This window comes from Bordetella sp. N (assembly GCF_001433395.1).
Classification (GTDB): Bacteria; Pseudomonadota; Gammaproteobacteria; order Burkholderiales; family Burkholderiaceae_B; genus Bordetella_C.
In genome coordinates, this window is the sequence record NZ_CP013111.1 from 5997440 (window position 1) to 6021399 (window position 23960).

The 23960-nt window shown below is 66.2% G+C and carries 19 protein-coding genes; 10 read left to right on the forward strand and 9 right to left on the reverse strand.

Features of this window, described 5'->3' with window-relative positions:
* The first annotated feature begins 4 nt into the window (after positions 1-4).
* Both ASB57_RS25915 and ASB57_RS25920 read left to right on the forward strand, forming a co-directional pair.
* Positions 5-721: a hypothetical protein gene (locus tag ASB57_RS25915; RefSeq protein WP_057654774.1), complete on the forward strand. Its 717-nt coding sequence runs from the start codon at positions 5-7 to the stop codon at positions 719-721.
* Positions 722-749: 28 nt separating this feature from the next.
* Positions 750-1610 (forward strand): hypothetical protein, encoded by an 861-nt coding sequence (locus ASB57_RS25920; RefSeq protein ID WP_057654775.1) that lies wholly within the window; start codon positions 750-752, stop codon positions 1608-1610.
* Here ASB57_RS25920 and ASB57_RS25925 read toward each other — a convergent pair.
* The gene (locus tag ASB57_RS25925) at positions 1586-2416 is read right to left on the reverse strand and encodes an FHA domain-containing protein (protein ID WP_057654776.1); all 831 of its coding nucleotides are present in this window, start codon (positions 2414-2416) and stop codon (positions 1586-1588) included. The two genes, ASB57_RS25920 and ASB57_RS25925, sit on opposite strands and share 25 nt — an antisense overlap.
* A 33-nt stretch (positions 2417-2449) precedes the next feature.
* Complete coding sequence (locus ASB57_RS25930; protein WP_057654777.1) at positions 2450-2854, reverse strand: TssQ family T6SS-associated lipoprotein; 405 nt, start codon at positions 2852-2854, stop codon at positions 2450-2452.
* Between the two features lie 301 nt (positions 2855-3155).
* Here ASB57_RS25930 and tssJ point away from each other — a divergent pair, with 301 nt between their 5' ends.
* The 6 genes from tssJ (at position 3156) to ASB57_RS31205 (ending at position 12647) form a co-directional block, all read left to right on the forward strand.
* Positions 3156-3710 (forward strand): type VI secretion system lipoprotein TssJ, encoded by a 555-nt coding sequence (gene tssJ / locus ASB57_RS25935; protein ID WP_197424823.1) that lies wholly within the window; start codon positions 3156-3158, stop codon positions 3708-3710.
* 48 nt (positions 3711-3758) lie between these two features.
* Positions 3759-5096 carry a type VI secretion system baseplate subunit TssK gene (gene tssK, locus ASB57_RS25940; RefSeq protein WP_057654778.1) on the forward strand — a complete coding sequence of 446 codons (1338 nt, stop codon included), beginning with the start codon at positions 3759-3761 and terminating at the stop codon, positions 5094-5096.
* Positions 5097-5229: 133 nt separating this feature from the next.
* Positions 5230-6543 (forward strand): DotU family type VI secretion system protein, encoded by a 1314-nt coding sequence (locus tag ASB57_RS25945; RefSeq protein ID WP_057656456.1) that lies wholly within the window; start codon positions 5230-5232, stop codon positions 6541-6543.
* The gene (tssM, locus tag ASB57_RS25950) at positions 6540-10154 is read left to right on the forward strand and encodes a type VI secretion system membrane subunit TssM (RefSeq protein ID WP_057654779.1); all 3615 of its coding nucleotides are present in this window, start codon (positions 6540-6542) and stop codon (positions 10152-10154) included. Before ASB57_RS25945 ends, tssM begins: the two co-directional genes overlap by 4 nt.
* A 16-nt stretch (positions 10155-10170) precedes the next feature.
* Positions 10171-10902: a type VI secretion system-associated protein TagF gene (tagF, locus tag ASB57_RS25955; protein ID WP_082622077.1), complete on the forward strand. Its 732-nt coding sequence runs from the start codon at positions 10171-10173 to the stop codon at positions 10900-10902.
* 26 nt (positions 10903-10928) lie between these two features.
* Positions 10929-12647: a hypothetical protein gene (locus tag ASB57_RS31205; RefSeq protein ID WP_156414269.1), complete on the forward strand. Its 1719-nt coding sequence runs from the start codon at positions 10929-10931 to the stop codon at positions 12645-12647.
* Positions 12648-12692: 45 nt separating this feature from the next.
* Here ASB57_RS31205 and ASB57_RS25960 read toward each other — a convergent pair whose 3' ends face one another.
* The 5 genes from ASB57_RS25960 to nirB form a co-directional block, all read right to left on the reverse strand.
* Positions 12693-13130, reverse strand: coding sequence for a pyridoxamine 5'-phosphate oxidase family protein (locus tag ASB57_RS25960; protein ID WP_197424825.1), 438 nt, complete (start codon positions 13128-13130; stop codon positions 12693-12695).
* Positions 13131-13138: 8 nt separating this feature from the next.
* Complete coding sequence (locus ASB57_RS25965; protein WP_057654782.1) at positions 13139-13576, reverse strand: DUF1810 domain-containing protein; 438 nt, start codon at positions 13574-13576, stop codon at positions 13139-13141.
* A 90-nt stretch (positions 13577-13666) separates the two neighbouring features.
* Entirely contained in the window at positions 13667-14965 is a 1299-nt protein-coding gene (locus tag ASB57_RS25970; RefSeq protein WP_057654783.1) for a nitrate- and nitrite sensing domain-containing protein, read from the reverse strand.
* 61 nt (positions 14966-15026) lie between these two features.
* A complete protein-coding gene (nirD, locus tag ASB57_RS25975) occupies positions 15027-15392 on the reverse strand; it encodes a nitrite reductase small subunit NirD (RefSeq protein ID WP_057654784.1) in 366 nt (121 codons plus the stop codon).
* Entirely contained in the window at positions 15389-17998 is a 2610-nt protein-coding gene (nirB, locus tag ASB57_RS25980) for a nitrite reductase large subunit NirB (RefSeq protein WP_082621840.1), read from the reverse strand. Before nirB ends, nirD begins: the two co-directional genes overlap by 4 nt.
* A 474-nt stretch (positions 17999-18472) precedes the next feature.
* Between nirB and ASB57_RS25985 the strand changes: the two genes are divergently transcribed.
* The gene (locus ASB57_RS25985; protein WP_057654785.1) at positions 18473-19543 is read left to right on the forward strand and encodes an FUSC family protein; all 1071 of its coding nucleotides are present in this window, start codon (positions 18473-18475) and stop codon (positions 19541-19543) included.
* Positions 19544-20187: 644 nt separating this feature from the next.
* A complete protein-coding gene (locus ASB57_RS25990; protein ID WP_057654786.1) occupies positions 20188-21213 on the forward strand; it encodes an NADP-dependent oxidoreductase in 1026 nt (341 codons plus the stop codon).
* 97 nt (positions 21214-21310) lie between these two features.
* Here the strand turns inward: ASB57_RS25990 and ASB57_RS25995 are convergent, their stop codons facing one another.
* Entirely contained in the window at positions 21311-22807 is a 1497-nt protein-coding gene (locus ASB57_RS25995) for an efflux transporter outer membrane subunit (protein ID WP_057654787.1), read from the reverse strand.
* A 31-nt stretch (positions 22808-22838) separates the two neighbouring features.
* On the reverse strand, positions 22839-23957 hold the full coding sequence (locus tag ASB57_RS26000) for an ABC transporter permease (protein WP_156414272.1): 1119 nt from the start codon (positions 23955-23957) through the stop codon (positions 22839-22841).
* Positions 23958-23960: the final 3 nt, after the last annotated feature.

Below are 23960 nucleotides of genomic sequence, written 5' to 3' on the forward strand. Positions count from 1 at the left end.
GACGATGAAGACTGGCTTGGCGCGGCCCCACTGGATTGCCGCGGCGGTCCTGGGCGTAACGATGGCCACGGTGGCCGTATTCTCGCCTGCCGCGGATGCTGGCAAGGAGACCGCGATGACGCAGACCAACACCGTCACGCTGGGCGCGACGCGCTATGCGATTCCCAAGGACTATCTGGATGGCCCGCTGGAGTTCAAGGGCGAAAAGCAGGGTGCGGTGCTGTTGCGTGCCATGCTGCCTAGCTTCACGCCGGACTCGGGCGACTACGGCGGGAAGCCGGCGCGCCTGGCCCTGATGGCCATCCTGCTCAGGGAGCCCGCCGTCAAGAATGGCGTGGTGCAGGACGTCCTGGAGATCGACTATCGACTGTACGTCGGCGACCTGACACCACAAGGCATGCAGGAGCCGGCTCACCCGCTGGAGCCGGCCTTCGACGGCCTGCGCCGGGTGATCGGCCGGGATGAGTCCACCGATCGGTGGAAGACGTATCCCGACGTCTATATCGAAGGGGACGAGCAACATCCGACGCTGGTCATGTCCTGCACGCGTGCCGGCGTGGGCGTCGTCAAATATCCGAATTGCAATCTGGGGTTCATGGACGGCCAGACGCAGGTCAACCTGACCGTCGCGCTTGAGCACGCGGAACGTTGGCGCGAGCTGCGCGCCGATGCTTTGAACCTGTTGGCCGGTTTCCGCAAGCAGTCCGCCGCCGGGAAATAAAGACAGCAAAAACCAGGAAGGAACGAAGATGGCCGACTATCCGATCTTGACCGCGGGCTATGACGTCACCGAAAGCGACCGCTTGCGCCGGGCGGGCGACCGCGTAGGCTACTACCGCTATCTGGAGGCGCACGGGTCCATCTACGCACCCTTGGCCAAAGGGGTGGTGGAACAGAACACCCCTTCAGGCACGGTCGCCATCGCCTATTGCCGCGAGTTCGCCCGCAGGCATGGCGTCAACGTCGGCGAGGACACCCTGGTGCAGATCAATATGGGCCTGATCACGCATGATTGCGATGCGCGGCTGGCGGCCTTCCAGCGGACTGGCGTGAACGAGGAACTGCGCATGGGCACCATCCGCGGCTATCACGCGGATGTCTTCCAGCAGGTGCTCGGCACGCAGCCCGAGACCTGGACGGCCGAGGTGCCGCTGCAATGCGGCGGCGCCCGGGCCGAGGACGTGTGGCTGCACATGCTGACGGGCTCTTTCATCGATGTCGCCGTCAATACCTGCCTGGAGGTCATCGGGCTGCTGCCGGGCCGTTTGAAAGTGGACGCCTACGCCTGCATGGCGGCGGGCCAGTTGCTGGTGCCCAGCATGTTCACGGCGGGCCATGGCTTCTTCGGCAATGAAACGCGCCTGGGCATGCGGGTCGAAGGCCTGGGCAGCCTGACGCCGATCCAGCGGCGCGCCGTGGAGTATCTGGACATCCTGACGTGCTCGGGTCCTATCTCCGCCATGGCCATCATGTCCGCCGGCAGCAGAAGCCTGGACGAGTGGCTGCGCACGCAGGCCGATGCCTTCGGCCGCACGAGCGTGGGCCAGGCGTACCTGCGTGGGCTGGAGATGCGGATGCAGAGCCCTTACGGGTTCTCGACTTTCCCTTGACGCACGGTGGGCGGGCGCATGTGGCCCGCCTGTTCGCGCACGTTGTCTCGGTCGGTGGTATTCGTGCCACCCTGGCCCTGGCGGCCCAGGGTGCTGGCGATGGGGTCGTCGTTCAAGCGCGCCAACGGGTCTTCGCCATGGAGCGTGGAAGGCCTGGCGTCCGTGAAGACATGGTCCACGTGGCGATCGTCGGGATTCGGGAACATGCTTAGCGGATCGCGGGACGGGCCGTCGAAACCGGTGTGGCGGGGGTCGAGTTGGGACAGGGGATCTTCGGGGTTGCGCCCCGCGGCCGACGTCATGTCGAAGGGATGGGCCGAGAGGTCGGGCGCCGAACCTACCGGCAAGGTGCCGGGCCCCATCAGGTCGCTGAAGATGTCGACCGCCGGCGCGGGTTCGGCCTCGGCAGCCAGCGCCTGCGCGGGCGCGATGATGGCCCCCGGCATGGCGGCCACCGGCGTAGCCAGGGCCGCCCCGGATACCACCGCATCCGCCATGGGGTCCTCGGCCAGCAACACATAAAGCCCGATGGCCACTTCATCGCCATGGCGCAAAGCGGTCTCCTGCTCCGGCGCGAGGGGATCGCCATTGATGCTGACGTTGGCCATGCTGCTCAGATTGACCAGCCAGGATGCCGTATCGCTCACCCTGACCATGGCCTGCACCCGGCACAGGCCACCGGGTTGATCTTCAAGGACCAGGCGGTTCTCCCGCCCCCGTCCTATGGTGCCGCCCGGCGCCGCGAAGTCGGCCTGCGCCGCTGCGAAGGTGGATTCATCGATACGGCGGATCGCGGTCAGCTTCATGGCAGGGTCCTTGGCGCAGGGCCGGGTAGGGAATCAGCGGGCGGCGGTGTACGACGCCTTGGCGCCCCGATAGGCAGGGCCCCACTTCGGGTGTCCCTGTTCGGCGGGTGTCAGTTCGAAAGAGGGGTCGATCGCCAGGATGCGCGTGAAGTCGTCCTCGCACAGCTTCTGGTAGTTGCTGACGCAATAGCTGAACGCTTGCAGCTTCAGTGCCTCGGTCAGCACGACGGGCGGGGCGGCCGCCAGTTCGTTGGACGTGGCGACGGTGCGGATGACCTCGCCGTACTTGCCCGCGCCATAGGCATCACGGACTTGCTGCAGCTGATCCAGCGCGGCCTGGGTAGGCGCCGCCGATTGCGTGACGGAGGTGGACGGGGTCGAGCAGGCGGCGAGGGCGGCCAGCAGGGAAACGAGGGCGAGGCGAGCAGGTGTTTTCATGGTGTCGAGGAAATGGTTTCTTGAAATAAACCTCTACAGCAATTGCGTCGTTTCTATACAGCAGTCGGCCTCTCGTGTTTGCGCAACTACCGGAAAGCCGCGGGCATGATATCTGGCGGCCTACTTAAAAAGTTAATCCGAATGTTTCTCAAGCGTATCGGCCATCGTATTGATGTGTCAGCAACGTAACGCGGGTAACGTCATTTCGATGTCATGTTTTTCTCATTTTTCTCGATTCTCATACGGGCTTTGCGTCCGTTGCGCTCCGCGCCAACGGCTATCGAGAAGAGAAAAGCACGGCATGAATATTTCGCGCGTCGTTCCACGCTTCGTTCGTCTGTCCAGGGTGATGGGCGCATGCCTGTTGGGCGCCTTGTTGCTGGGCGCGTGCGCATCGACCGCGAGCCGCCTGGCGGTGCCCTATGCGATCTCCTTCACCGCCGACGCCAAGGTCAACCCGGACGCGAACGGCCGGCCCTCGCCCATACAGATCACGATCTACGAGCTGAAATCGGCCAGCACTTTCAAGGCACGTGACTACTTCGCGCTGCAATCCAATCCGCAGGCGGCGCTGGGCGCCGAGCTGCTCAATACCGACCAGATCATTCTGCAGCCGGGCGAGACCCAGACCATCAAGCATGCGGGCAGCGTCGACGCCACCGCGCTCGGCATCGTGGCCTCGTACCGGGACCTGGAAGACAGCCAGTGGCGCATGACCGTGCCGCTACCCGAAGCGAAGAACACCAATATCTACAAGTTCTGGCAGTTCTCGCCCAACGAACAGACGGTGCGGATATCCGTCAATCAGGCCGGCCTGGCCGTGGACGGCTGGGATCGTCCCTGGTGGCCGTTCTGACGCACAGGCTTTTGCACGCTCCCTCCCGATCGCTCACATATCAAACACATGGCACCGCCCAAGCATAAAGTCGTCTGGTCCGAGGGGATGTTCCTGCGTCCCCAGCACTTCCAACAGTTCGAGCGCTACCTGGAGCAGACGCTGCAGCAGCGCGTCATGCCCTTGCAGGGCTTCTTCTGGGGCTTCCATCACGTGGCTATCGATGCTGACGCCCTGGCCATCGGCAAGCTGGTGCTGACGGAAGCGCAAGGCATCTTTCCTGACGGCACGCCATTCCGTTTCGACCATCCGGACGACGCGCCGCCCGCGCTGGAGGTTTCCGCCGACACCCGCGGCCAGCGCATCATGCTGGCGCTGCCGCGGCTGCGGGCCGGCGCCAGCGATGTGGTCTTCGAGGACGAGGGCGATACCCTGGCGCGCTATCGGGTGCATGAAGAGGAAATCGAGGACAGCGGCGAAGTGGCGCTGGAGCCCGCGCTATTGCAGCTGGGACGCTTGCGCCTGCGCCTGGTGCCCGAGTCGGAGCTGGACGACGACTGGCTGGGGCTAGGCGTGGGACGGGTAGTGGAACGTCGTGCCGATAATCGCGTGGTGCTGGATGACGGCTTCGTACCGCCCAGCCTGGCGGTGGGCGATCAACCGGTGCTGCGCGGATTCGTGCATGAACTGCATGGCCTGCTCGACGCGCGTGCCCAGGCCCTGGCCGCGCGCCTGTCGCAGCCGGGGCGTGGCGGTGTCGCCGAGGTATCCGACTTCATGCTGCTGGAGGCGGTGAACCGCTACCAGGGCGCGCTGTGGCACGTTCGCCAGGTGCCGTCGCTGCATCCGGAACGCCTGTTCCGCGATTTCCTGATGCTGGCTTGCGACCTGGCGACGTATACGGCGACGGATCGACTGCCCGGCGTGCTGCCGCCCTACGACCACGACGACCTGCAGGCGGCGTTCACACCGCTGATGGTCGAACTGCGTCGGTCGCTGTCGGCCGTACTGGAACAACGGGCCTTCCAGATTCCCTTGCAGGACCGCGGCCAGGGTGTACGCGTGGCGCAGATTCCCGACCTGGATCTGTTGCGCACGGCGGGCTTCGTGTTGGCGGTGCATGCGGATCTTCCCGGCGAGGCTTTGCGGGCGCGCTTCCCCGCGCAGGTCAAGATCGGGCCGGTGGAGCGTATCCGCGACCTGGTGCATCTGCAATTGCCCGGCGTGACCGTGCAGGCCCTGGCGGTAGCGCCCCGCCAGATTCCCTATCACGCCGGCCACGTCTATTTCGAACTGGAGAAGGGCGGCGACTTCTGGAAGCAGCTGGAGCGCAACGGCGCCCTGGCCTTGCATCTGGCCGGCGAATTCCCCGGACTGACGATGGAGTTCTGGGCGCTGCGCGACTGATGCCGCGTGGCTGACTTTGCGTTCACCCCCATTCAGTCCTTTTCATTCATGACTTGCGCCCGCGGCTGGTGACGGCTGCGCCGGTAAACAGAGAGACAAGATGCAGGCCTCCGACTACACCTTGCCCGGTTCGATGGCGTCCCCAGGGCCGCCGGGCGATTTCGACACGACCAGCCGCGAATTCGACGCAGCCAGTCGGCTGCGGCCGGACGAATACGTGATCAGCGGGTCGAATCCCCTGGTCGCGGCGGCCAATCCGCTGCTCGACCTGATCCCGCAGATCCGCGCCACGCGTTCGCATCCCGCGCCGGCCTTGTTGCGCGAGCATCTGCTGGACGAAGTGCGGCAGTTCGAACTGCGCGCGCAGCAGGCCGGCATTCCCAATGAAACCATACTGGGCGCCCGCTATTGCCTGTGTACGGCCCTGGATGAAGCCGCTGCGCTGACGCCTTGGGGCGGCGGCGGCACCTGGTCGGCGCACAGCCTGCTGGTGACCTTCCACAATGAAACCTGGGGCGGCGAGAAGTTCTTCCAGCTGCTGGCGAAGCTGACGCAAAACCCCAGCCATCACCTGGATCTGCTGGAACTGCTGTACTACTGCCTGCTGCTGGGCTTCGAAGGGCGCTACCGCGTCATCGACAACGGCCGCTCGCAGCTGGAGACCCTGCGCCAGCGCCTGTTGCGCATCCTGCGCGGCGCGCGCGGCGAATACGCCCGCGAGTTGTCGCCGCACTGGCGCGACGTACCGGCGCAGGTGCAGTCGCGCCGCCTGCCGGTGCCCCTGTGGGCCTTCGCCGCGCTGAGCGCCGTGTTGGCGGTTGCCGCGTTCTTCGGCTTCAGCCTGGGCCTGGGCACGAAGTCCGACACGGCGTTCGCCGCCGTCGGCAACCTGAAGCCGCCCATGGTGCGGATCGCCGCGCCGGTGGCGCCGCAACCCGCGCCCGCGCCGCGTCTGGCGGAATTCCTGGCGCCGGAGATACGCGAGAACCTGGTCACCGTGCGGGACGAAGCGGATCGCAGCGTGGTGGTCTTGCGCGGCGATGGGCTGTTCGAAGCGGGCGCGGCGACCGTGCTCGACCGCTACGTGCCGGTGCTGTCGCGCATCGCGGATGCGCTGCGGGAGACCCAAGGCAACATCCTGGTCAGCGGCTATACGGACAGCACGCCCATGCGCAGCGCGCGCTTCCCCTCCAACTGGCATCTGTCGCAGGCTCGCGCGGACGCGGTCAAGGACATCCTGTCGAAGCGGCTTGAAACGCCCACCCGCCTGCGCGCGGAAGGGCGGGGTGAAACCGATCCCGTGGCGCCGAACGACAGCGCCGCCAACCGTGCCCGTAACCGGCGTGTGGAGATCACGCTATTGGTATCGCCGGTCGCGCCAGCGGCGCCGGCCTTGCAGACCTCACCGGCCCGGCAGGCCGATACGCTCGAAGGCACACAACGATGATCCATAACGTGTTCGGATTCTTGTTCAGCCGCGGGCTGTGGAATTTCATGGGCGTCATCGCGCTGGCGCTGCTGGTGTGGGTGGCCGGGCCGCTGGTCGCCATCGGCACCACGCGTCCGCTGGAAAGCGAGAGCGTGCGCATGGCCGTGATCGCGGCGATCCTGCTCATATGGTTGCTGCGGCTGTTGTTGCGCAAGTGGCGCGAAGGGCGCTTGAATGCCCAACTGCTGGGCCAATTGCGCAAGCCTGCGGTCAAGGTCAAGAAAGAAGACAAGTCGCCGGAGAACGCCGAGATCCGTGAGCTGGCGGAGCGTTTCGACGAGGCAGTGGGACTGCTGCGCCAGACGCGTTTCGAGAGCGGCGCGAAACATGCACCCTGGGCGCGCTTCTCGCGGCAGTATCTGTACCAGCTGCCCTGGTATGTGTTCATCGGCGCGCCGGGCTCGGGCAAGACCACGGCCCTGGTCAATTCGGGCCTGAATTTCCCGCTGGCGGACCGCTTCGGCAAGGTGGCGCTGCGGGGCGTGGGCGGTACCCGTAACTGCGACTGGTGGTTTACCGATGACGCGGTGCTGCTGGACACCGCCGGCCGCTACACCACTCACGAAAGCGATCCCACCGGCGACGAAGAAGAATGGTCCGGCTTCCTGGGACTGCTTTCCAAGTTCCGCGGGCGTCAGCCCATCAACGGCGCCATGTTGACGATCAGCGTGGCCGACCTGCTGTCGGCGTCCGACACGGAGCGGGTGCAGCACGCGGCCGTGCTGCGCCGGCGCCTGCAGGAACTGCGCGAGCAGCTGGGCATCGATTTCCCCATCTATGTGCTGATCACCAAGGCCGATCTGCTGTCGGGCTTCGAGGAATACTTCGCGTCGTTCAGCCGCGACGATCTGGCGCAGGTCTGGGGTTTCACCTTGCCCTATGCGGATACGCAGAAGGGCGAGTTCGATCTCTACGAAGCCTTCCATGCCGAGTACCGTCTGCTGCAGCGGCGTCTGGACGATGCCTTGCCCGAAGTGCTCGCGGCGGAGCAGGACCCGGGGCGGCGGGCCCTGGCGTACATGCTGCCGCAGCAGTTCGCGGGCTTGCAGCCGGTGTTGGGCCATTTTCTGAGCGACGTGTTCGCGGCATCGAAGTTCGAAGCGCGGCTGATGCCGCGCGGCGTGTACTTCACCAGCGGTACGCAAGGCGGTGAGACCTTCGACCAGGTCACGGGCAAGCTGCGCCGTTACCTGCGCATCGAGGGGGCGGGCGGCCACCAAAGCGCGCCGGCCGGCGCCGAGGGCCGCAGCTTCTTCCTGAAGAACCTGCTGCAGGACGTGATCTTCAAGGAAGCCGGCCTGGCGGGACGCAATATCCGCTGGGAGCGGCGCTACCGGCGGTTGCACTGGGCGGGCTACGTGGCGCTCAGCGCGGTGCTGGTGGGCTTGCTGATCGCCTGGGGCATCAGCTATCGCAATAACTCGGCTTACCTGGACGAGATCGCCCGGCGCGTGCCCGTGGTCGACAAGCTGGGCCGCGATATGAAGATCACGCAGTCGGGCGACGTGCTGGGCCTGATGCCCTTCCTGGACAGCCTGTGGTATCTGCCCAAGGGCGCGGACTTCGATGTCGACTCGCCGCCGCTGTCGTATCGCTTCGGCCTGTACCAGGGCCGCAAGATGACGGCGGCCGCGCAAGCCATCTATCGCGACACGCTGGACCAGGCCTTGTTGCAGCAGGTGGCGCGCCGCGTCGAGACGGCCTTGCGCGGTGCGGACCCGAAGGACCTGGAGTTCACCTACGAGGCCTTGCGCGCGTACCTGATGCTCTACGACGCCAAGCACTATGACGCCGAGTTCATGCACGCCTGGCTGTTGTCGGATATGCAGAAGACCCTGCCGCCCGGTTACACGCGCAGGCAGTACGACCAGCTGTCGCTGCACCTGCGCAATCTGGTGCGCGAACACGTCCTGGCATCGCCTTTCCCGCAGGACAAGCAGCTGGTGAGCCAGATGCGCGAGCGCCTGGCCAGCTATACCTTGCCCCAGCGCGCCTACAGCCGTCTGCGCCGCATGTTGAGCAGCAATGAAGAACTGCCGGATATCACGGTGGTGACCTTGGGCGGCCCCCAGGCTACGTCGGTGTTCGTGCGCAAGAGCGGCAAGCCCTTGACCGACGGCATCTCCGGCCTGTACAGCTACCGTGGCTACTGGGATGTCTTCAGCAAGCGTGTACCTGGCGTGGCGGAGCTGCTGCGGGCCGACGATGCGTGGGTGCTCGACACGCCGCCGCCAGGGCTGATGGACAAGGCCGCGCAGGACAGGCTGGTGGCGGACATCAAGCGCCTTTATCTGAACGACTACGTCGCGCGCTGGGATGCGTACCTGAACGATCTGCAACTGGTGCGCAGCAGTTCGCTGCTGCAAAGCATACAGATGGCGCGCACCTTGTCGGCGCCCGAGTCGCCGCTGGTGACATTGGTGCAGGGCGTGGCGCGGCAGACCACCTTGCTGCGCGATGCCAAGTCGACGGAGCGCTCGCTGGTGGACCAGGCGCGTGACCGGGTCAGCAATACGCGCGAGGCCCTGGAACAGATGTTCGGACCGGTCGGCCCCGGCAGCACGGAGCGTGACGACTTGAACGGCGACAAGCTGGAACGTATCGTCGACCAGCATTTCGAGCCATATCGCCGCCTGGCCAGCAGCGAGGGCAATGCCCCGCCCGCCATCAACGCCACCACCGGGCTGATCAACGAGCTTTACACCTATCTGACCGCGACGGATGCGGCGTTGAGAAGCGCCAGCCAGGCACCCAACTCCGATGTGGTCACCAAGCTGCGCGCGGAGGCAGGGCGCATGCCCGGGCCCTTGCGCGATCTGCTCACCGGCTTGTCGACGTCGGCGTCGGGTGAGGTGTCCGGCGTGGTGCGGGAACGCCTGGGGGACAATCTGGCGGCGACCATAGGCGTGTTCTGCCGGCAGTCCATCAGTGGCCGTTATCCCTTCGCGCCGGCATCGAATCGCGATGTGGCGCCCAATGACATGGCACGCCTGTTCGCGCCGAACGGCATGATGGACGACTTCTTCCAGAAGAACCTGGCCAGCCAGATCGACGTGTCTGGAACGCGCTGGCGCTTCAAACCCGATATCGAGGGGCGCCCCGGCGAAAGCTCCGCGTCGCTCGATTCGTTCCAGCGCGCGGGCGTGATCCGTGACGTGTATTTCGCGGCGGGCAGCGCGGCGCCGCAGTATCGCGTGTCGATCCGGCCGATCGAAATGGACGAGAACATCACGCAGTTCCTGATGGACGTCGATGGTCAGGCGATTCAGTACGCGCACGGCCCGCAGGTGGCCACGTCGGTGCAATGGCCAGGGCCGCGCGGCGGCAGCCAGGTGCGCATCGAGTTGACGCCCCAGAACGGGCCGGCGGGGCTGGTCACCACCGGGCCCTGGGCGCTCAACCGGATGCTGGACAAGGCGCAGCTGAAGCCGGGGGCGTCGCCGGAGGTCACGCAGGCCACCTTCAACATCAACGGACGCAAGGTCGTGCTGGAAATCACCGCGAACAGTGTCAAGAGTCCTTTCCATCTTTCCGAGATGCAGGGTTTTGCATGTCCGGGCCGTTCTTGAGGAGGTGGGCATGGGGATGATGGAAATCGAGCAGCGTCTGGGGTGGTACGGCAAGATTCCCGCCGCGGGTGATTTCGTCAATCGCAACCTGCCGCGCGAACTGACTGCCTGGTGGGACAAGTGGTTGCAGCATGGGCTGGCGGCGCTGAAGCAGTCGCAGGACGAGGCGGCGGCGCGCGCCTTCGCGGCGGCGCCCTTGTGGAATTTCGCCATTCCTTCGGGGCCGGGTGCCGGAGCGGTGCAGTTCGGCTGCATCGCGGCCAGCCGGGACAGAGTGGGGCGCTTGTATCCGCTGTGCGTGTCCTTGTACCTGCCTGTGGGGATGTATGAGCCGCGCATGCTGGACTCGGCGGGCGAATATTTTCATCAAGCGGGTGTGGGGTTGTTGATGGCCGTGCGGCATGGCTGCGCCGCCGATCAGCTGGAGCGGGCGCTGCAGCCTGCCCGCGGGGCGGCGACGGCCATGACGACGGTGGCCGTGAGCGGGAGTGCCAGCGCGACCAACCGCGGCAGCGACATCATGGACATCTTGAACGCCGGGCAGCCGGCGCCCGCGCAGGCGATTGCCGGCAAGCGGGCGTTGGCTTGGGCGGAACTGCCGTCCGTGTTCAATCCTGGTTCGCATACCAGCTATTGGTGGACCAATCAGGCCGACGGGGCGGCCATGCGCAGCTATGTGCATGGCGGCGCGTTGAATGCCACGTTGTTCGCCACTTTGTTTTCTTCGTACGCCGGCGTTCGCCGCTAGCAGTGACCGTCTTCGGAGCCCAGATCATGTCATCGACCGCAGCCTTTGCCTCGCCTTCCGCCCTGGACGCGGAGTCGGCGGGATTACGTCCCTTGAGCGGTATCGCGGATTTCCGGGCGGGGGGCGTACCCCAGGCGCGTGTCTGCCAGATGCTGGCCGACCTGCTTGCCGCCTTGGCGCCGCTGCATGCGCAGGGGCGGGTGCATGGCGGGATCTCCATGGATACCGTCATGCGGGGGGCGGCGGATCCGGTTCGTTTGCTGGATTCCGAGGGTTCCTTGGTGCCGGATGGGGAGGATACGCCGCGGTATTCGGGCTTCGCTGCGTTCGAACAGTACACGGATGATCCCGGGTCGCCTTGCGGGCCTTGGACGGATATCTATTCCCTGAGCGCGCTGGCGTATGTCTTGATCACCGGCGCGGCGCCGCCGGATGCCTTGTCGCGGCGCGTGCGGGATGATTATGTGCCGCTGGCGCGGCTGGCTCCGCGGGGGTACGACGCGGCGTTTCTGGATGGCCTGGACGCCGGCCTGTCCATGGTGCCCGCGTTGCGGGCGCAGTCCCTGGATGCGTTCGATGATGGTTTGATGCTGCCTGTGCCTACGTTCGTCGCGGCACCGGTGGTGGTCGCGGCTGAGGAGCCTGTCGTTGCCGTGGAGGAAAGCGCCACCGTCGCCGTCGCGGGTGCAGCTTTGGGTGTGGAAGCTGCACGGGTTGCTGCCGCCGGTGCACCAGTTGTCGCCGCGCCTGCCGCCGTAGCGCCCGTGGCCGCGCCTGCGCCCGCAGCTACTGCCACGCCAGTGCCTGCATCCCGGCCTGCTCCTGTTCCCAAGGAGGGTGCCGCGGCCACGCCTGCCGCCGCCGCTTCGAAAACTCCGCTTCCGCCGTCGGGCGATAAATCGCGCCGCGCGTCCGGCTTCGGTATTGCCTTCGTTGTGGCAATCCTTGCGGTTGCCGGCTTTCTTTGGTTCAACAAGGGCGACGAGCCTTCTACCAAGGTCGCGAGCACCACGGCAGCGTCACAGCCCGCAGCGCCGCCGATGGCTGCGTCGTCGGGGCAGCCGTCCACACCGACGGCCCCCGCTGGATCTGGCGCGTCTGGTGCATCGCCCGCGCCTGCCGCATCGGACACTTCTGTCGCCCCGAACGCGGCTGCCGGATCGAATGCGCCTGTCGCATCAAGCGCGGCTGTCGGAGCAAATGCACCTGCGGCATCCAACGCACCTGCCGCAGCCAATGCACCCACTGCTTCACCTTCAGATGCAGGGCAGCCAGCGGCGTCCACCACCACGCCCGCCGCGGGAGGCAGCAGTACGGACTTGCCTGCCGCGCCCAGCGCATCTCAACCCGTGATCGCGACATCGACCCTGAACGGCGCCAAACCTATCCCCGATCGTCGCACCGCGCCCGAGGCGGCGACGGTACATGATCCGCTCGCCACGCTGTCGACAGCGACCCCGGCAGCAACCTCGACAGCGGCCCCAACAGTGGCGCCAGCCGCCCCCGCACCGGCGGCACCAGCCCCGGCCACCAAGGCCCCCGTCACAGTCAAAGTGAACGTACTCCCCTGGGGCGAGGTCATCGTCGATGGAAAATCCCGTGGCATCAGCCCGCCACTGCGGGAATTGAAACTGCCCCCGGGCAAGCATTCCGTCCTGGTGAAGAATGCCGACCTGCCCCCCTACCGTGTCACCGTCGACCTGACCGAAGGCCGCGGCGCATCGATCTCACACTCTTTCCAATAGCGCGTCAGCGATCAACCGCCGCGAGCAGGGACACTCTTCCAGGACTTACGGCTCCGCGCGGCGCCAGTGCGTCTTGCTGCCGAACTTCACCCGGTTGTCCGTGAGCTTCATCACGTCCAGGGTAGCTACCCATACCGGGGACGAAACCGAGCGGGTTTCGGGGAAGCGGTCGTGATACAGCGCGAGTATCCGCGCTTGCTCGTCCTGGTCTTCCACCAGGCGCGCGCGACCAGAGAACTGCAGGCCGAGGATCTGGGAAATGTCCCTGGGCTGGCCCGCCACGCATCCGGCGACACGCGGATCGGCCCGGATGGCCCGTGCGTGCCGGGTATCCAGGCTGCCCAGGAAAACCAAAGCAACTTCCCGCGGGTCGTAAACGAAGAACGCGCTCGACGCCCACGGCCCCTGCGCATCCTGGACGGACAGGGTCAACACGTGGTGGTCGGCAAGCAAGGCAAGTATGGCGGAGGGGACGGGCTGCATGGGCGCCATCATAGGCCAGCTTCGCGCCGCAGTCGTGCCTCGGTCAGCGCATCCACCTGGCCCCCGAAATACTTGCGCAGGCACTCCTGGAACGCCTGCTCACCGGGATCGGCGTAAGAGAACAGCGTCATGCAGGAGCGGAACTTCATATCGTCGGGTGAGCCGAATATCGCGTGGATGCCGCTGCCCTGCACGGCGGCCACCAGGGTCGCGCATTCGCGCAGCCTGGCGCCCAGCACGGGATGCGCCAGATAGGCGCGCGCCTCGTCCAGGCCAGTGATGCCATAGGCCTGCGCCATGGCGCTGTGGCCCAGCCCGCGCAACTGGGGAAAGACGTACCACATCCAATGACTGCGCTTCCTGCCATCGCGCAGCTCCTCCAATACCTGGTCGATGACCGGCGCCTGGGCGTCGACGAAGCGTTGCAGATTGTGCGTATCGCTCATGGCATGCCTCCTGCATGACGACGATGACCCTCCAGCGTCGCGGGAAGCCGGCGATCTGTCAATCCGCCGCCCGGGCGGGCACCGTGGCGTTCAACGCCGTTTCGGCTCCGCCCGCTTGCCGCCAAGACGCTCTATGACCTCGCGCGCCACCACGTGCAGGGGCTGGCCGGTGTTCATCGCCGCCTTCTGAAGCTGGTCGTGGGCATCCTTTTCCGTGACGCCAAGGGTGGCGACCAGCACCCACTTGGCGCGTTCGACATACTTGCGCTCTTCCAAAGCCTTGCGGGCCTGCGCCAGCTGGTGTTCGGAATCGGCCAGCCGCGCGGTCTGGCGCGCCAGCATGTCCAGCACCGACGCCTGCAGGCCGGTGCCCAGATTGTCCTCGGGCGGCGCATTCAACGGCCGCGCCTGCACGCTGAAGACGCGGCCCGAGCCGTCGCCGGTCTCCGCGGTGGAAAGCTGATCCAGCAGCACGCGATGGTCAGCCAGCTCTTCGCGGGTGGAGGAGATGCGCGCCTGGCACAGCCGCGCCAGCGCTTCGATCAGTTCGCGCTCGACCAGGTGCATGGCGTCGATGCGCGCGGTGGCGGCGGCGAACCACGCCGCGCTCAACTGGCGGTCGACCTGCTGCTCGACGCTGGTGCGCGCGGCGATCGTGCGCAGGCGCGCCAGGGTTTCCGTCAGCTCACGCACGCTTTGCCAGGCCGGGGCATCGGCCTGGCCATTGTCCGCGCCGCCATGGGCCCGGAACGCATCGAAGCAACGCTCCTGCGCCTGCACCAGGGTCTGCATCTGCGCCTTGCGCTCTTCGGTGAAATAGCCGTTCAGGAAACCCACTACGCCACAGGCGCGTTCCTGTCCGCACAGTTCCTTGCCCTGGATGAAATTGAGCAGCGCCACCAGCGCGCGCGTGACATCGGCATCGATGGCGGAGTCCGCCAGTTCGAATACGATGGCCAGCAAGGCGCCGATCAGGCCGATATAGCGCCCCGTGGCGGTTTCGGCGGCGATCGCGCGCCGTTGCACCTGCTCGCGCAGGGTTTCCAGCTGCTCCAGCTGTTGCAAGGCATGGGCGATGGACGACAGCAGGCGCACGCTGGCGTGCTCGGCCGGGCCTGCCGGATCGACCAGCAGGTCCCAGGCCTCGCGCACGTGCTTTTCGATGGCGCTGCTGTCGCGGGTCTGCGCCGTGACCTCCGCGAGCAAAGTGTCGCCGACATCACAGAGCAGGGCATTCGACAAGCCGCGTTCTTTTTGCAGGCTGTGCACCAGCTGGCTGATCAGGTCGACCAGCCGCGAGAGGTCCGTCAATGCCTCCAGCCGGCCCAATTCCCGCTGGCGGGCCGCCATCAGAAAGCGCAACGGTGGCGCGAGTTTTTTCTTTTGCATGAAACCGATCCCCAATACCTCGTCATGCTAACGCAGGCCGGGGCATTCGGGGCGGTTCGGCTCAGCCGATGAGAATGTCGACGTCGTCGCCCTCCAGTCTTGCTGGCCACACGCGCAGGACCTGCCCGGCGTCTTCCACGCAATGCCCATCGCGCAAGCGGAAGTGCTGCTTGTACATGGGCGACGCCACGACCAGCTCTCCGCCCAGGTGACCGACGATGCCACGGCCGATGACATTCGCGCCGGACTGGGGGTCCTTGTTGGCCAGGGCGTAGACCGCGGCTCCGGCAGGGGCAGCGTCCGGGATATAAAACAGGGCAATCTGCTCGCCGTCGACCAGCGCGACGACGCCCGAGCCGGCTACCAAATCGGCGCGCTTGCAGACCCGGCGCCAGCCGGCGGCGGCAGAAACAGGCAGGGCGCTCACGATACGGACTCCTCGATCAAGGGAATGACTTTCTTGCCGCCGGTGCCGGCCGCCGCATCCGGCTCCGCGGTGGCCGCGGCAGGCAGCAGCATGTCGGCCGGCCGCTTCTGGCCGCGTTCATCGACAAAGACGATGTCCGGATCGCCCCCTTTTTGATTGACGAAGGTGCGGAAGCGCTTGAGTTTCTCAGGGTCGGACAGGGCGTTGGCCCACTCGCATTCGTAGTTGTCGACAACGACCTGCATCTGCGCTTCCAGTTCGGCGCCCAGGCCCAGGCTGTCTTCCAGGATCACTTCTTTCAGGTAATCCAGGCCGCCCTCAAGCGATTCGCGCCACACCGACGTTCTTTGCAGCTTGTCGGCGGTGCGGATGTAGAACATGAGCAGGCGGTCGATGGTGCTGAGCAGACCGGCGTCGTCGAGGTCGGTGGCGAACAGCTCCGCGTGGCGCGGCCGCATGCCGCCGTTGCCGCACACATACAGATTCCAGCCGCGTTCCGTGGCGATGACCCCGATGTCCTTGCTCTGCGCTTCGGCGCATTCGCGGGTGCAGCCGGACACGGCGAACTTCAGCTTGTGAGGCGCGCGCAGGCCCTTGTAGCGATTCTCCAGGGTCAGGGCCATCTTGACGCTGTCCTGCACGCCATAGCGGCACCAGGTGCTGCCGACGCAGGATTTCACGGTGCGGGTGGACTTGCCGTAGGCGTGGCCGGTTTCGAAGCCGGCCTCGATCAGTTCGCTCCAGATGTCGGGCAGCTCATGCAATTGCGCGCCGAAGAAGTCGATGCGCTGGCCGCCGGTGATCTTGGTGTAGAGGCCGTATTTCTGGCCTATCCGGCCCAGGGCCACCAGCTTGTCGGGCGTGATCTCGCCTCCGGCGATGCGCGGCACTACGGAGTAAGTGCCGTTCTTCTGCATGTTCGCCATGAACATGTCGTTGGTGTCTTGCAGGACCACGCGTTTGGGATCCTGGATCGCCTTGTTCCAGCACGACGCCAGAATGGACGCCACCACGGGTTTGCAGATGTCGCAGCCTATGCTGCCGCGCCCATGCCGGTGCAGCAGTTCATCGAAGGAATCGATGGCGCCGACGCGGACCAGGCTGTAGAGCTCCTGGCGGGTGTAGGCGAAGTGTTCGCACAAGCTCTTGTCGACCTTGACGCCACGGCGGGTCAGCTCGTGCTCGAAGACCTGCTTGAGCAGGGCGGTGCAACCGCCACAACCCGTCGACGCCTTGGTGCAGGACTTGACGTCGCCCAAGGTGGCGCAGCCGGCGTCGATGGCGCCGCACACCGCGCCCTTGCTGACGTTGTGGCAGGAGCAGATGGTGGCGCTGTCCGGGAGGGCATCTGCGCCAAGAAGGGGCGCGCCGCCGGTGCTGGGCAGGATCAGGCTGGCCGGTTCGGCCGGCGCGGCCATGCTGTTGACCGTGTATTGCAGCAGCGTGTCGTAGTAGCTGTTGTCGCCGACCAGGATGGCGCCCAGGATGCGTTTGCCGTCCTCGGACACCACCACGCGCCGATAGCTGGCGCCCGCTTCGTCAACGTAGCGATAGCTGCGCGCGCCCGGCGTGACGCCATGCGCGTCGCCGATGGAACCCACGTCCACGCCCAGCAGCTTTAATTTTGTCGACATGTCGGCGCCCTGGAAGCGCACGCTGCCGTCGCCGCACAGCTGCGAGGCCGCCGCGCGCGCCATCTGGTAACCCGGCGCCACCAGGCCGAAGACCTGGCCTTCCCAGACGGCGCACTCGCCGATGGCGTAGATGTCGGGGTCGCTGCTGCGGCAGGACCCATCGATGGCCACGCCGCCGCGCGCGCCCATGGCCAGGCCGCTCAGCTTGGGCAATTCATCACGCGGCCGGATGCCGGCGGAGAACACCACCAGGTCCGTTTCCAGCGCTTCGCCGCCGACGAAGTTCATGCGATGGCGATAGCGCTGCCCGGCCTTGATCGACTCGGTGGCACAGGACAGGTGCACATGCACGCCCAGGGCTTCGATGCGGGCGCGCAGCGCGGCGCTGCCTTCCGCATCGAGCTGTGCGGGCATCAGCCGTGGGGCAAACTCGACCACGTGTGCCTCCAGTCCCAGCTGGCGCAGCGCGTTGGCGGCTTCCAGGCCCAGCAGGCCGCCGCCCACCACCACGCCACGGCGCGCGCCCGCCGCGGCGGCGCGAATCTCGTCCAGGTCCGCCAGGGTGCGATAGACCAGGCGCGAGGTATCCGCCGCGCCGTCGACCGGCGGGACGAAGGGATAGGAGCCCGTGGCCAGGATCAGCTTGTCATAGCGGCGGGGGCCGGCGCTGGTGACCAGCGTATGTGCCGCGCGATCCAGTGCCGTAACCTTCACGCCAAGGTGCAGGGCCAGGCCCTCGTGTTGATAATCGGCCTCGCTGCCCAGGCGCAGTGACGCGGCATCGCGGCCGGCGAAGTATTCGGACAGGTGCACGCGATCGTAGGCGGGCAGGGACTCTTCGCCGTAGATGTCGATGCGGTATCGCGCCAGCGCGCCATTGGCCACCAATTGCTCGATGCAGTGGTGCGCCACCATGCCGTGGCCGACGATGGCCAGGATGGGACGGTCTGGGTCAGTAGATGGTGCTGTCATGAATCGCTCGCCTTTCTGATGTTGCCCAAGCCGCAAACACAAAACAAAAAGGCACCTCGAACCACGTGGGTCCAAGGCGCCTTTGCCTGTCTTGCTTGTCGTTGCGGATAGCCGGCACGAGCCGGCATGTGTTTGGATAAAAGCAATGTCCATGCCAATTGCCGGGCATGGGGGCCGGCGCAAGGGCGTTTCCCTGGGGAAATGGACGTGGCAAGCCGCACGCACGGCGGCAAGGAAGCCCCCCTCGTGCAGTCCGGGCGCGTGTGCGTGGCACGCACTGGTGCACGGGTGCCCCACGCTGTGCACTAATCGAGGGCGGACCCGTCTTTTGATTTTCACCGTGGTGCGTTTAAACCACGCCAAATCCGCGTGCGGGTGTGTCGAGCTTGGTCACCCCCGGGCCGCGTGCGAAGATAGCCACAGGTGCCGCGTCAGACGGAACCGTCCTTATCCGCTAAATTGCTTTACCCGAACATGACGACTCACCCCTTGGTAATCCGGTCCATGCGCTTCGCGCGCCGGATGGTCCGCCCGCTGATGGATCCCCATCGGCGCTATCAGTACGCCAAACTCATCCACGCCATCCGCGTCGCGGTGGGTATCCTGCTCACCATCATCTTCAATTCCATCGCGCAGCTGCCGCACGGGGAATGGTCGACCATCTCTCTGATCATCGTGATCGGCGGCCTGCAGCACCACGGCAACATCCGCAAGCGGGCGGCGGAACGCGCGCTGGGCACCATCATCGGCGCCGTCTACGGCCTGCTGATCATCCTGCAACAGTCCTATCTGGGGCTGTTCCCCCTGACCTATCTGCTGATGGCGGTGGGCTGCGGCGTCTGCGCGTATCACGCCATCGGCAAGGGCGGCTATATCGCGCTGCTGTCGGCGGTGACCCTGGTCATCGTGGCCGGCCACGGCGAGAATCAATTCGACGAAGGCCTCTGGCGCGCGATCAATGTGTTCATCGGCATCGTGGTGGCGCTGTTGCTGTCCTTCGCCCTGCCGCTCTATGCCACCTACTCGTGGCGCTTCAAGCTGGCCGACGCCCTGCGGGGCTCCGCAAGGGTCTACGAACGCATCACGCTGCAAGAGCCGATCTCCAACGAAGAGCACCTGAAGGAAATGGCGCGCCTGGGCAGCGCCCTGGTGCAGCTGCGTTCGATGATTCCCTCCGTGTCCAAGGAGGTGCACATGCCGGTGGCCAAGCTGGAGAGCGTGCAGCGCAGCTTACGGATCGTCATCAGCTGCCTGGAGATCCTGTCCACCGCCACGGTAGACCGTCCGGTCGACGCGGCGGGTGCGCCGGTGGTGCCGCCGGCCGGCTTGCGGCCCGCCAGTGGCGGACGCATCAGCGACACGCTGTACGGCATGGCGCGGGCGCTCAAGTCAGGATCGGTGCGGCGCCTGGCGCCCTATGCGCGCGGCGGCCCCCAGGACTACGCGGGGCTGTCGGGCGGCGGCACGGTGGCCAATATGCTGGCTTCCGAGGTCGAACAGATCCGGGCGACGCTGGCGGGCACCGCATCGCGCTGGGCGGTCTGACCGTTCCAGGCGCAGTCTGCGTGTTTAGCGAGCACCATGTTTCAAGTCATTGATCGGTAACGGTTAATCCAGGCTCTCACCAGGCTATCCCTAAGCTTGTCCACATTAATTGTTGATAAGCCGGACTGGTGCGCATTTTTTGACCGATTGCGTCGCGATGTGCCTGCCCGCCGGGCTTCCATCGCCAACTTGGGACGTTTTCGAGCATATGGAATCAAGTCCTTGATGCGCAAGGCATTTTGGGGCTTGTCCCAAAGCTGTCCCATACATATCCCTGGGCTTTTCCACACAAAGTGTTGATAACCTTGTGACGGCCCGTCGACTGGGCTGGGGATAAGCCCCATTTTCAGGCGAAGTGGGGACAAGTGCTCGACGAACGGTCCGATCCGGGCTCAAGCTACCGGATTCGGCCACTCGGAGGCGTTTGTGTGCCCACTTGCGACGTTTTCGAGCAGCGCATCCCAAGTCCTTGAACGGCAAGGCTATTTCCGCTTTCTCCCCTGGCTGTCCCATGGATATCCCGGGGCTTTTCCACACAAAGTGTTGATAACCCTGACGCGGCCGCGTTATCCCCAGGCATGGAACGCCTTCGCTTATAAGATGGCGGGTCGGGGTCGTTCGATCCACACAGACAGGAGACCACAATGCCCACACCCATTCAGGCTCGTCGCATCGTTCTGGCCGCTCGCCCGCAAGGCGAGCCCAAGGACTCGGACTTCCGCAGTGAAAGCTTCGCGCCGGGCGAACCTGCCCCGGGCCAGGTCTTGCTGGAATGCCTCTATCTTTCGCTCGACCCCTATATGCGTGGCCGCATGAGCGACGCCAAGTCTTACGCGCCCAGCGTCGCGCCGGGCCAGACCATCGTCGGGGAGGTGGTGGCGCGCGTGCTGGCCAGCGCATCGCCCGCCCATGCGGTGGGGGATCTCGTCCTGGCGCACGCGGGATGGACGACGCATGCCGTGATGGATGCCAAGGGCCTGGTGAAGATCGATCCCGCCACGGCGCCGATCGAGACGCGCCTGGGCGTGCTGGGCATGCCCGGCTTCACCGCGTTCGCTGGCCTGCGTGAAATCGGCCGGCCGCGTGCCGGTGAGACAGTGGTGGTGGCCGCGGCCAGTGGTCCAGTCGGATCCCTGGTGGGGCAATTGGCCAAGCGGGACGGCGCGCGCGCCGTGGGCATCGCCGGCGGCGCCGACAAATGCGCGTACGTGAAGAACGAGCTTGGCTTCGATGCGGTGATCGACCACCGGCGGGAAGACATGGCGCAGGCCCTGGCCGCCGCGTGCCCCGACGGCATCGACGTCTATTTTGAAAACGTCGGCGGCGCGGTGTGGGACGCGGTGTTCCCGCTGCTGAATCCCTTCGCCCGTATTCCCGTTTGCGGCTTGATCGCCGACTACAACGGCACCCGCAAGGACACTGGCGACCTGACGGTGCCGGGCCTGATGCGGGGCGTGTTGACCAAACGCCTGACCCTACGCGGCTTCATCAACTACGACCTGGAGTCCTATCGCGAGGATTTCCTGCGCGAGGTCGGCGCCGGCCTGCGGGACGGCTCCATCTACCACCGCGAAGATATCAGCGAGGGGCTGGACAGCGCGCCGCAAGCCTTCATGGGGATGCTGAAGGGCCGCAACTTTGGCAAGGTGCTAGTTCGCCTTGCAGGCTAGGCCCCCCCGTACCACGCTGCGCGTGGCCCCCCAGGGGGCGACACCGGCGGACCGGGGGACCCGGCTCCGCGGTGTCCCCGATGGGACCGGGTTCTTGCTAATTCTCCGGAATACGGCCGGTAGATTCATTCGTAAGTGCGCCGCCGCCCACGGCCTTGTAGATGGCGACCAGGTCCATGCGCAGGCGGCTGTCGCTGTCGGCCAGGTCGCTGCGGGCTTGCAGGTCGCCGCGCTCGGCGTCCAGCTGGGCCAGCAGGTCGGTCATGCCGCGGGCATAGCGGGCGCGAGCCAGCGCGTAGGCGTCTGCGCTGCTGGCGGCTTTCTCACGCAGGCGGACATTGCGCTGGCGCTCGGCGCTGTAAGCCGTGAGCGCATCGTCGATCTCCTGCCAGGCCTTCAAGATGGTGCGCTGGTAATTGACCGCGGCTTCCTGCTGCTGCAATTCACGCAACACCACGACGGACCGGCGCCGGCCCATGTCGAAGATCGGCAGGCTCAACGTGGGCCCGACCTGCCAGTTGCGCGTGCCCCATTCGCCGAAGCGGTGGCCCTGGTAGGAGTCGTAGCCGAAACTCGCCCCCAGCACGATGCGCGGGTACAGATCGGCCGTGGCAATGCCGATGTCCGCGGTGGCCGCATGCAGGCGATATTCCGCGGTACGGATGTCGGGCCGGTTCAGCGCCACCTGCGACGGCAGGCCCAGGCTCAGATCCGGCAGGGCCGAATACGTGTCAGGCAAAGGCTTGGCCAGCAACGCCGTCAACTCTCCCGGCCGCGCGCCGGTCAGCACACCGATCTGGTTGATGGCGCTGGCTTCCTGGGCCTGCAGGCCGGGCAGGCGCGATTGCAGATCCGCCAGTTGCGTGCGCTGGCGCGTCACGTCGAAGTCGTCGATCAAGCCGCCGCGCGCCCGCGCCCGGATCAGATCCAGCGTATCCCCTGCCACGCCGATGTCGCGCTCGACGATCGCCCGCTGGCGCTGCGCCAGACGTAGTTCAAAATAAGCGCGCGCCACTTCGCTGGCCACCGTCAGGCGCATGTCCTGCAGCATCGCGGCGGCAGCGTTGGTGTCGGCATCGGCGGCTTCCACGGACCGGGCCACATGGCCCCACAGGTCCACTTCCCACGATGCATCGAAACCGGCCTGGTAGTTCGTGTAGGGCGAGCTCAATTCGCGCGCCAGCTCGTCGCGCTGCTCGGGCGCCACCAGATCCAGCAGGCGCGTGCCCGCGTTGTATTCGCTGGTGCGTTGCCGCTGTATCGCCGCGTTGGCATTGACCGCCGGCCCGCGTTGCGCCGCCACCGTATCGCGTTGGGCACGGCTCTGGGCAAAGCGCAGGGCCGCGGCGCGCAGGTCCGGGCTGGCCGTGACGGCACGCTGCTGCAACTGGTCCAGCACGGGGTCCTGGAACCGGGTCCACCAGTCCGCCGGCAGCGGCGCGGTGCCCACGGCCAGGCCGGCCGTCAGCGCCGGGTCGCCGCTGCGCCACGCGGTCCAGTCATCCGGCGCGGCGGGGGCCGGCGCCTGGAAGTTCGGGCCGACGGCGCAGCCGGACAACAGGCAGAGTACGGGAATCAGGTGGCGTGGTTTCATGAGTCTCCCTCAGGGCCAGTGTTCACAGGCCCTAGGCCAGCTTGTGGCGGAACAGCCAGGCGGCCAGCGGCAGGGTCAGCGCGGCGATGCAGGCGAAAGGAATGAAATCGGTCCAGACCGCCTGCAGCCCCGCTCCTTCCAGGTACACCCGCCGCACCAGATCGATGGCGAAGCGTAGCGGGTTGGCATAGGTGGCGATCTGCATGGCTTGCGGCATGTTCTTGACCGGCGTGGCCAGTCCGGACAACAGCACCAGCGGCATCAGCAGCACGAAGGTGTACAGCATGGCCTGCTGCATATTGGCCGACACGGCGGACACCGACAGGCCGATGCCGACCACGGCGATGGTGAAGCCGAGCAGGCCGGCGGCCAGTGTCAGCACGTGCCCGGCCATGGGTATCTGGAACCAGAACAGCGACACCAGCAGGATCAGGGCCGATTGCAGCAGGCCGATGGCGATCGACGGCAAGGCCTTGCCGATCATGATTTCCAGCGGCGTGTACGGCGTGACCAGCAACTGGTCGAACGTGCCTTGTTCGCGTTCGCGCGCCACGGACAGCGCCGCCAGCATCATGGTCTGCATCATGCTGAGGCCCGCGATCAGGCCCGGCAATATGCTCCAGCGCGTTTCCTGGTTGGGGTTGAACCAGGTGCGCGGGACGATGGTGACCGGCGGCGTCGCCAGGCCCGCCTGGCTGGCGTTGAACGCGGCCACCACGGCGCGGATCTGCCCGGCTGCCGTGCCCGCGGTGGTGGAGTTGCGGCCATCCAGGATGACCTGCAAGGGCGCGGGCGTGCCGGCCGCCAGATTGTTGGCGAAATCCGCGCCGAATTGCAGCACCAGCAAGGCGTCGCCGGCATCGATCACCGGCGCGATCTGCGCCGACGACTGCAAGGTGGCCACCCGGTGGAAGACGCCGGTGCCGTCCAGCCGGGCCAGCAGCTCGGTCGACTCCTGGCTGCGGCTCTGGTCGACCACCGCGTAGGGCACGTTGGTCAGGTCGAAGGTCGCGCCATAGCCGAACAGCAGACTTTGCAGCAGGGGAGGCACCACCAGGATGACCCGGCTGGCGGGATCCTTCAGGATGGCCAGGAATTCCTTCTGGCACAGATTGCCCAGGTGGCGCAGGAAGGCGAGCAGGGTAGCCATGGT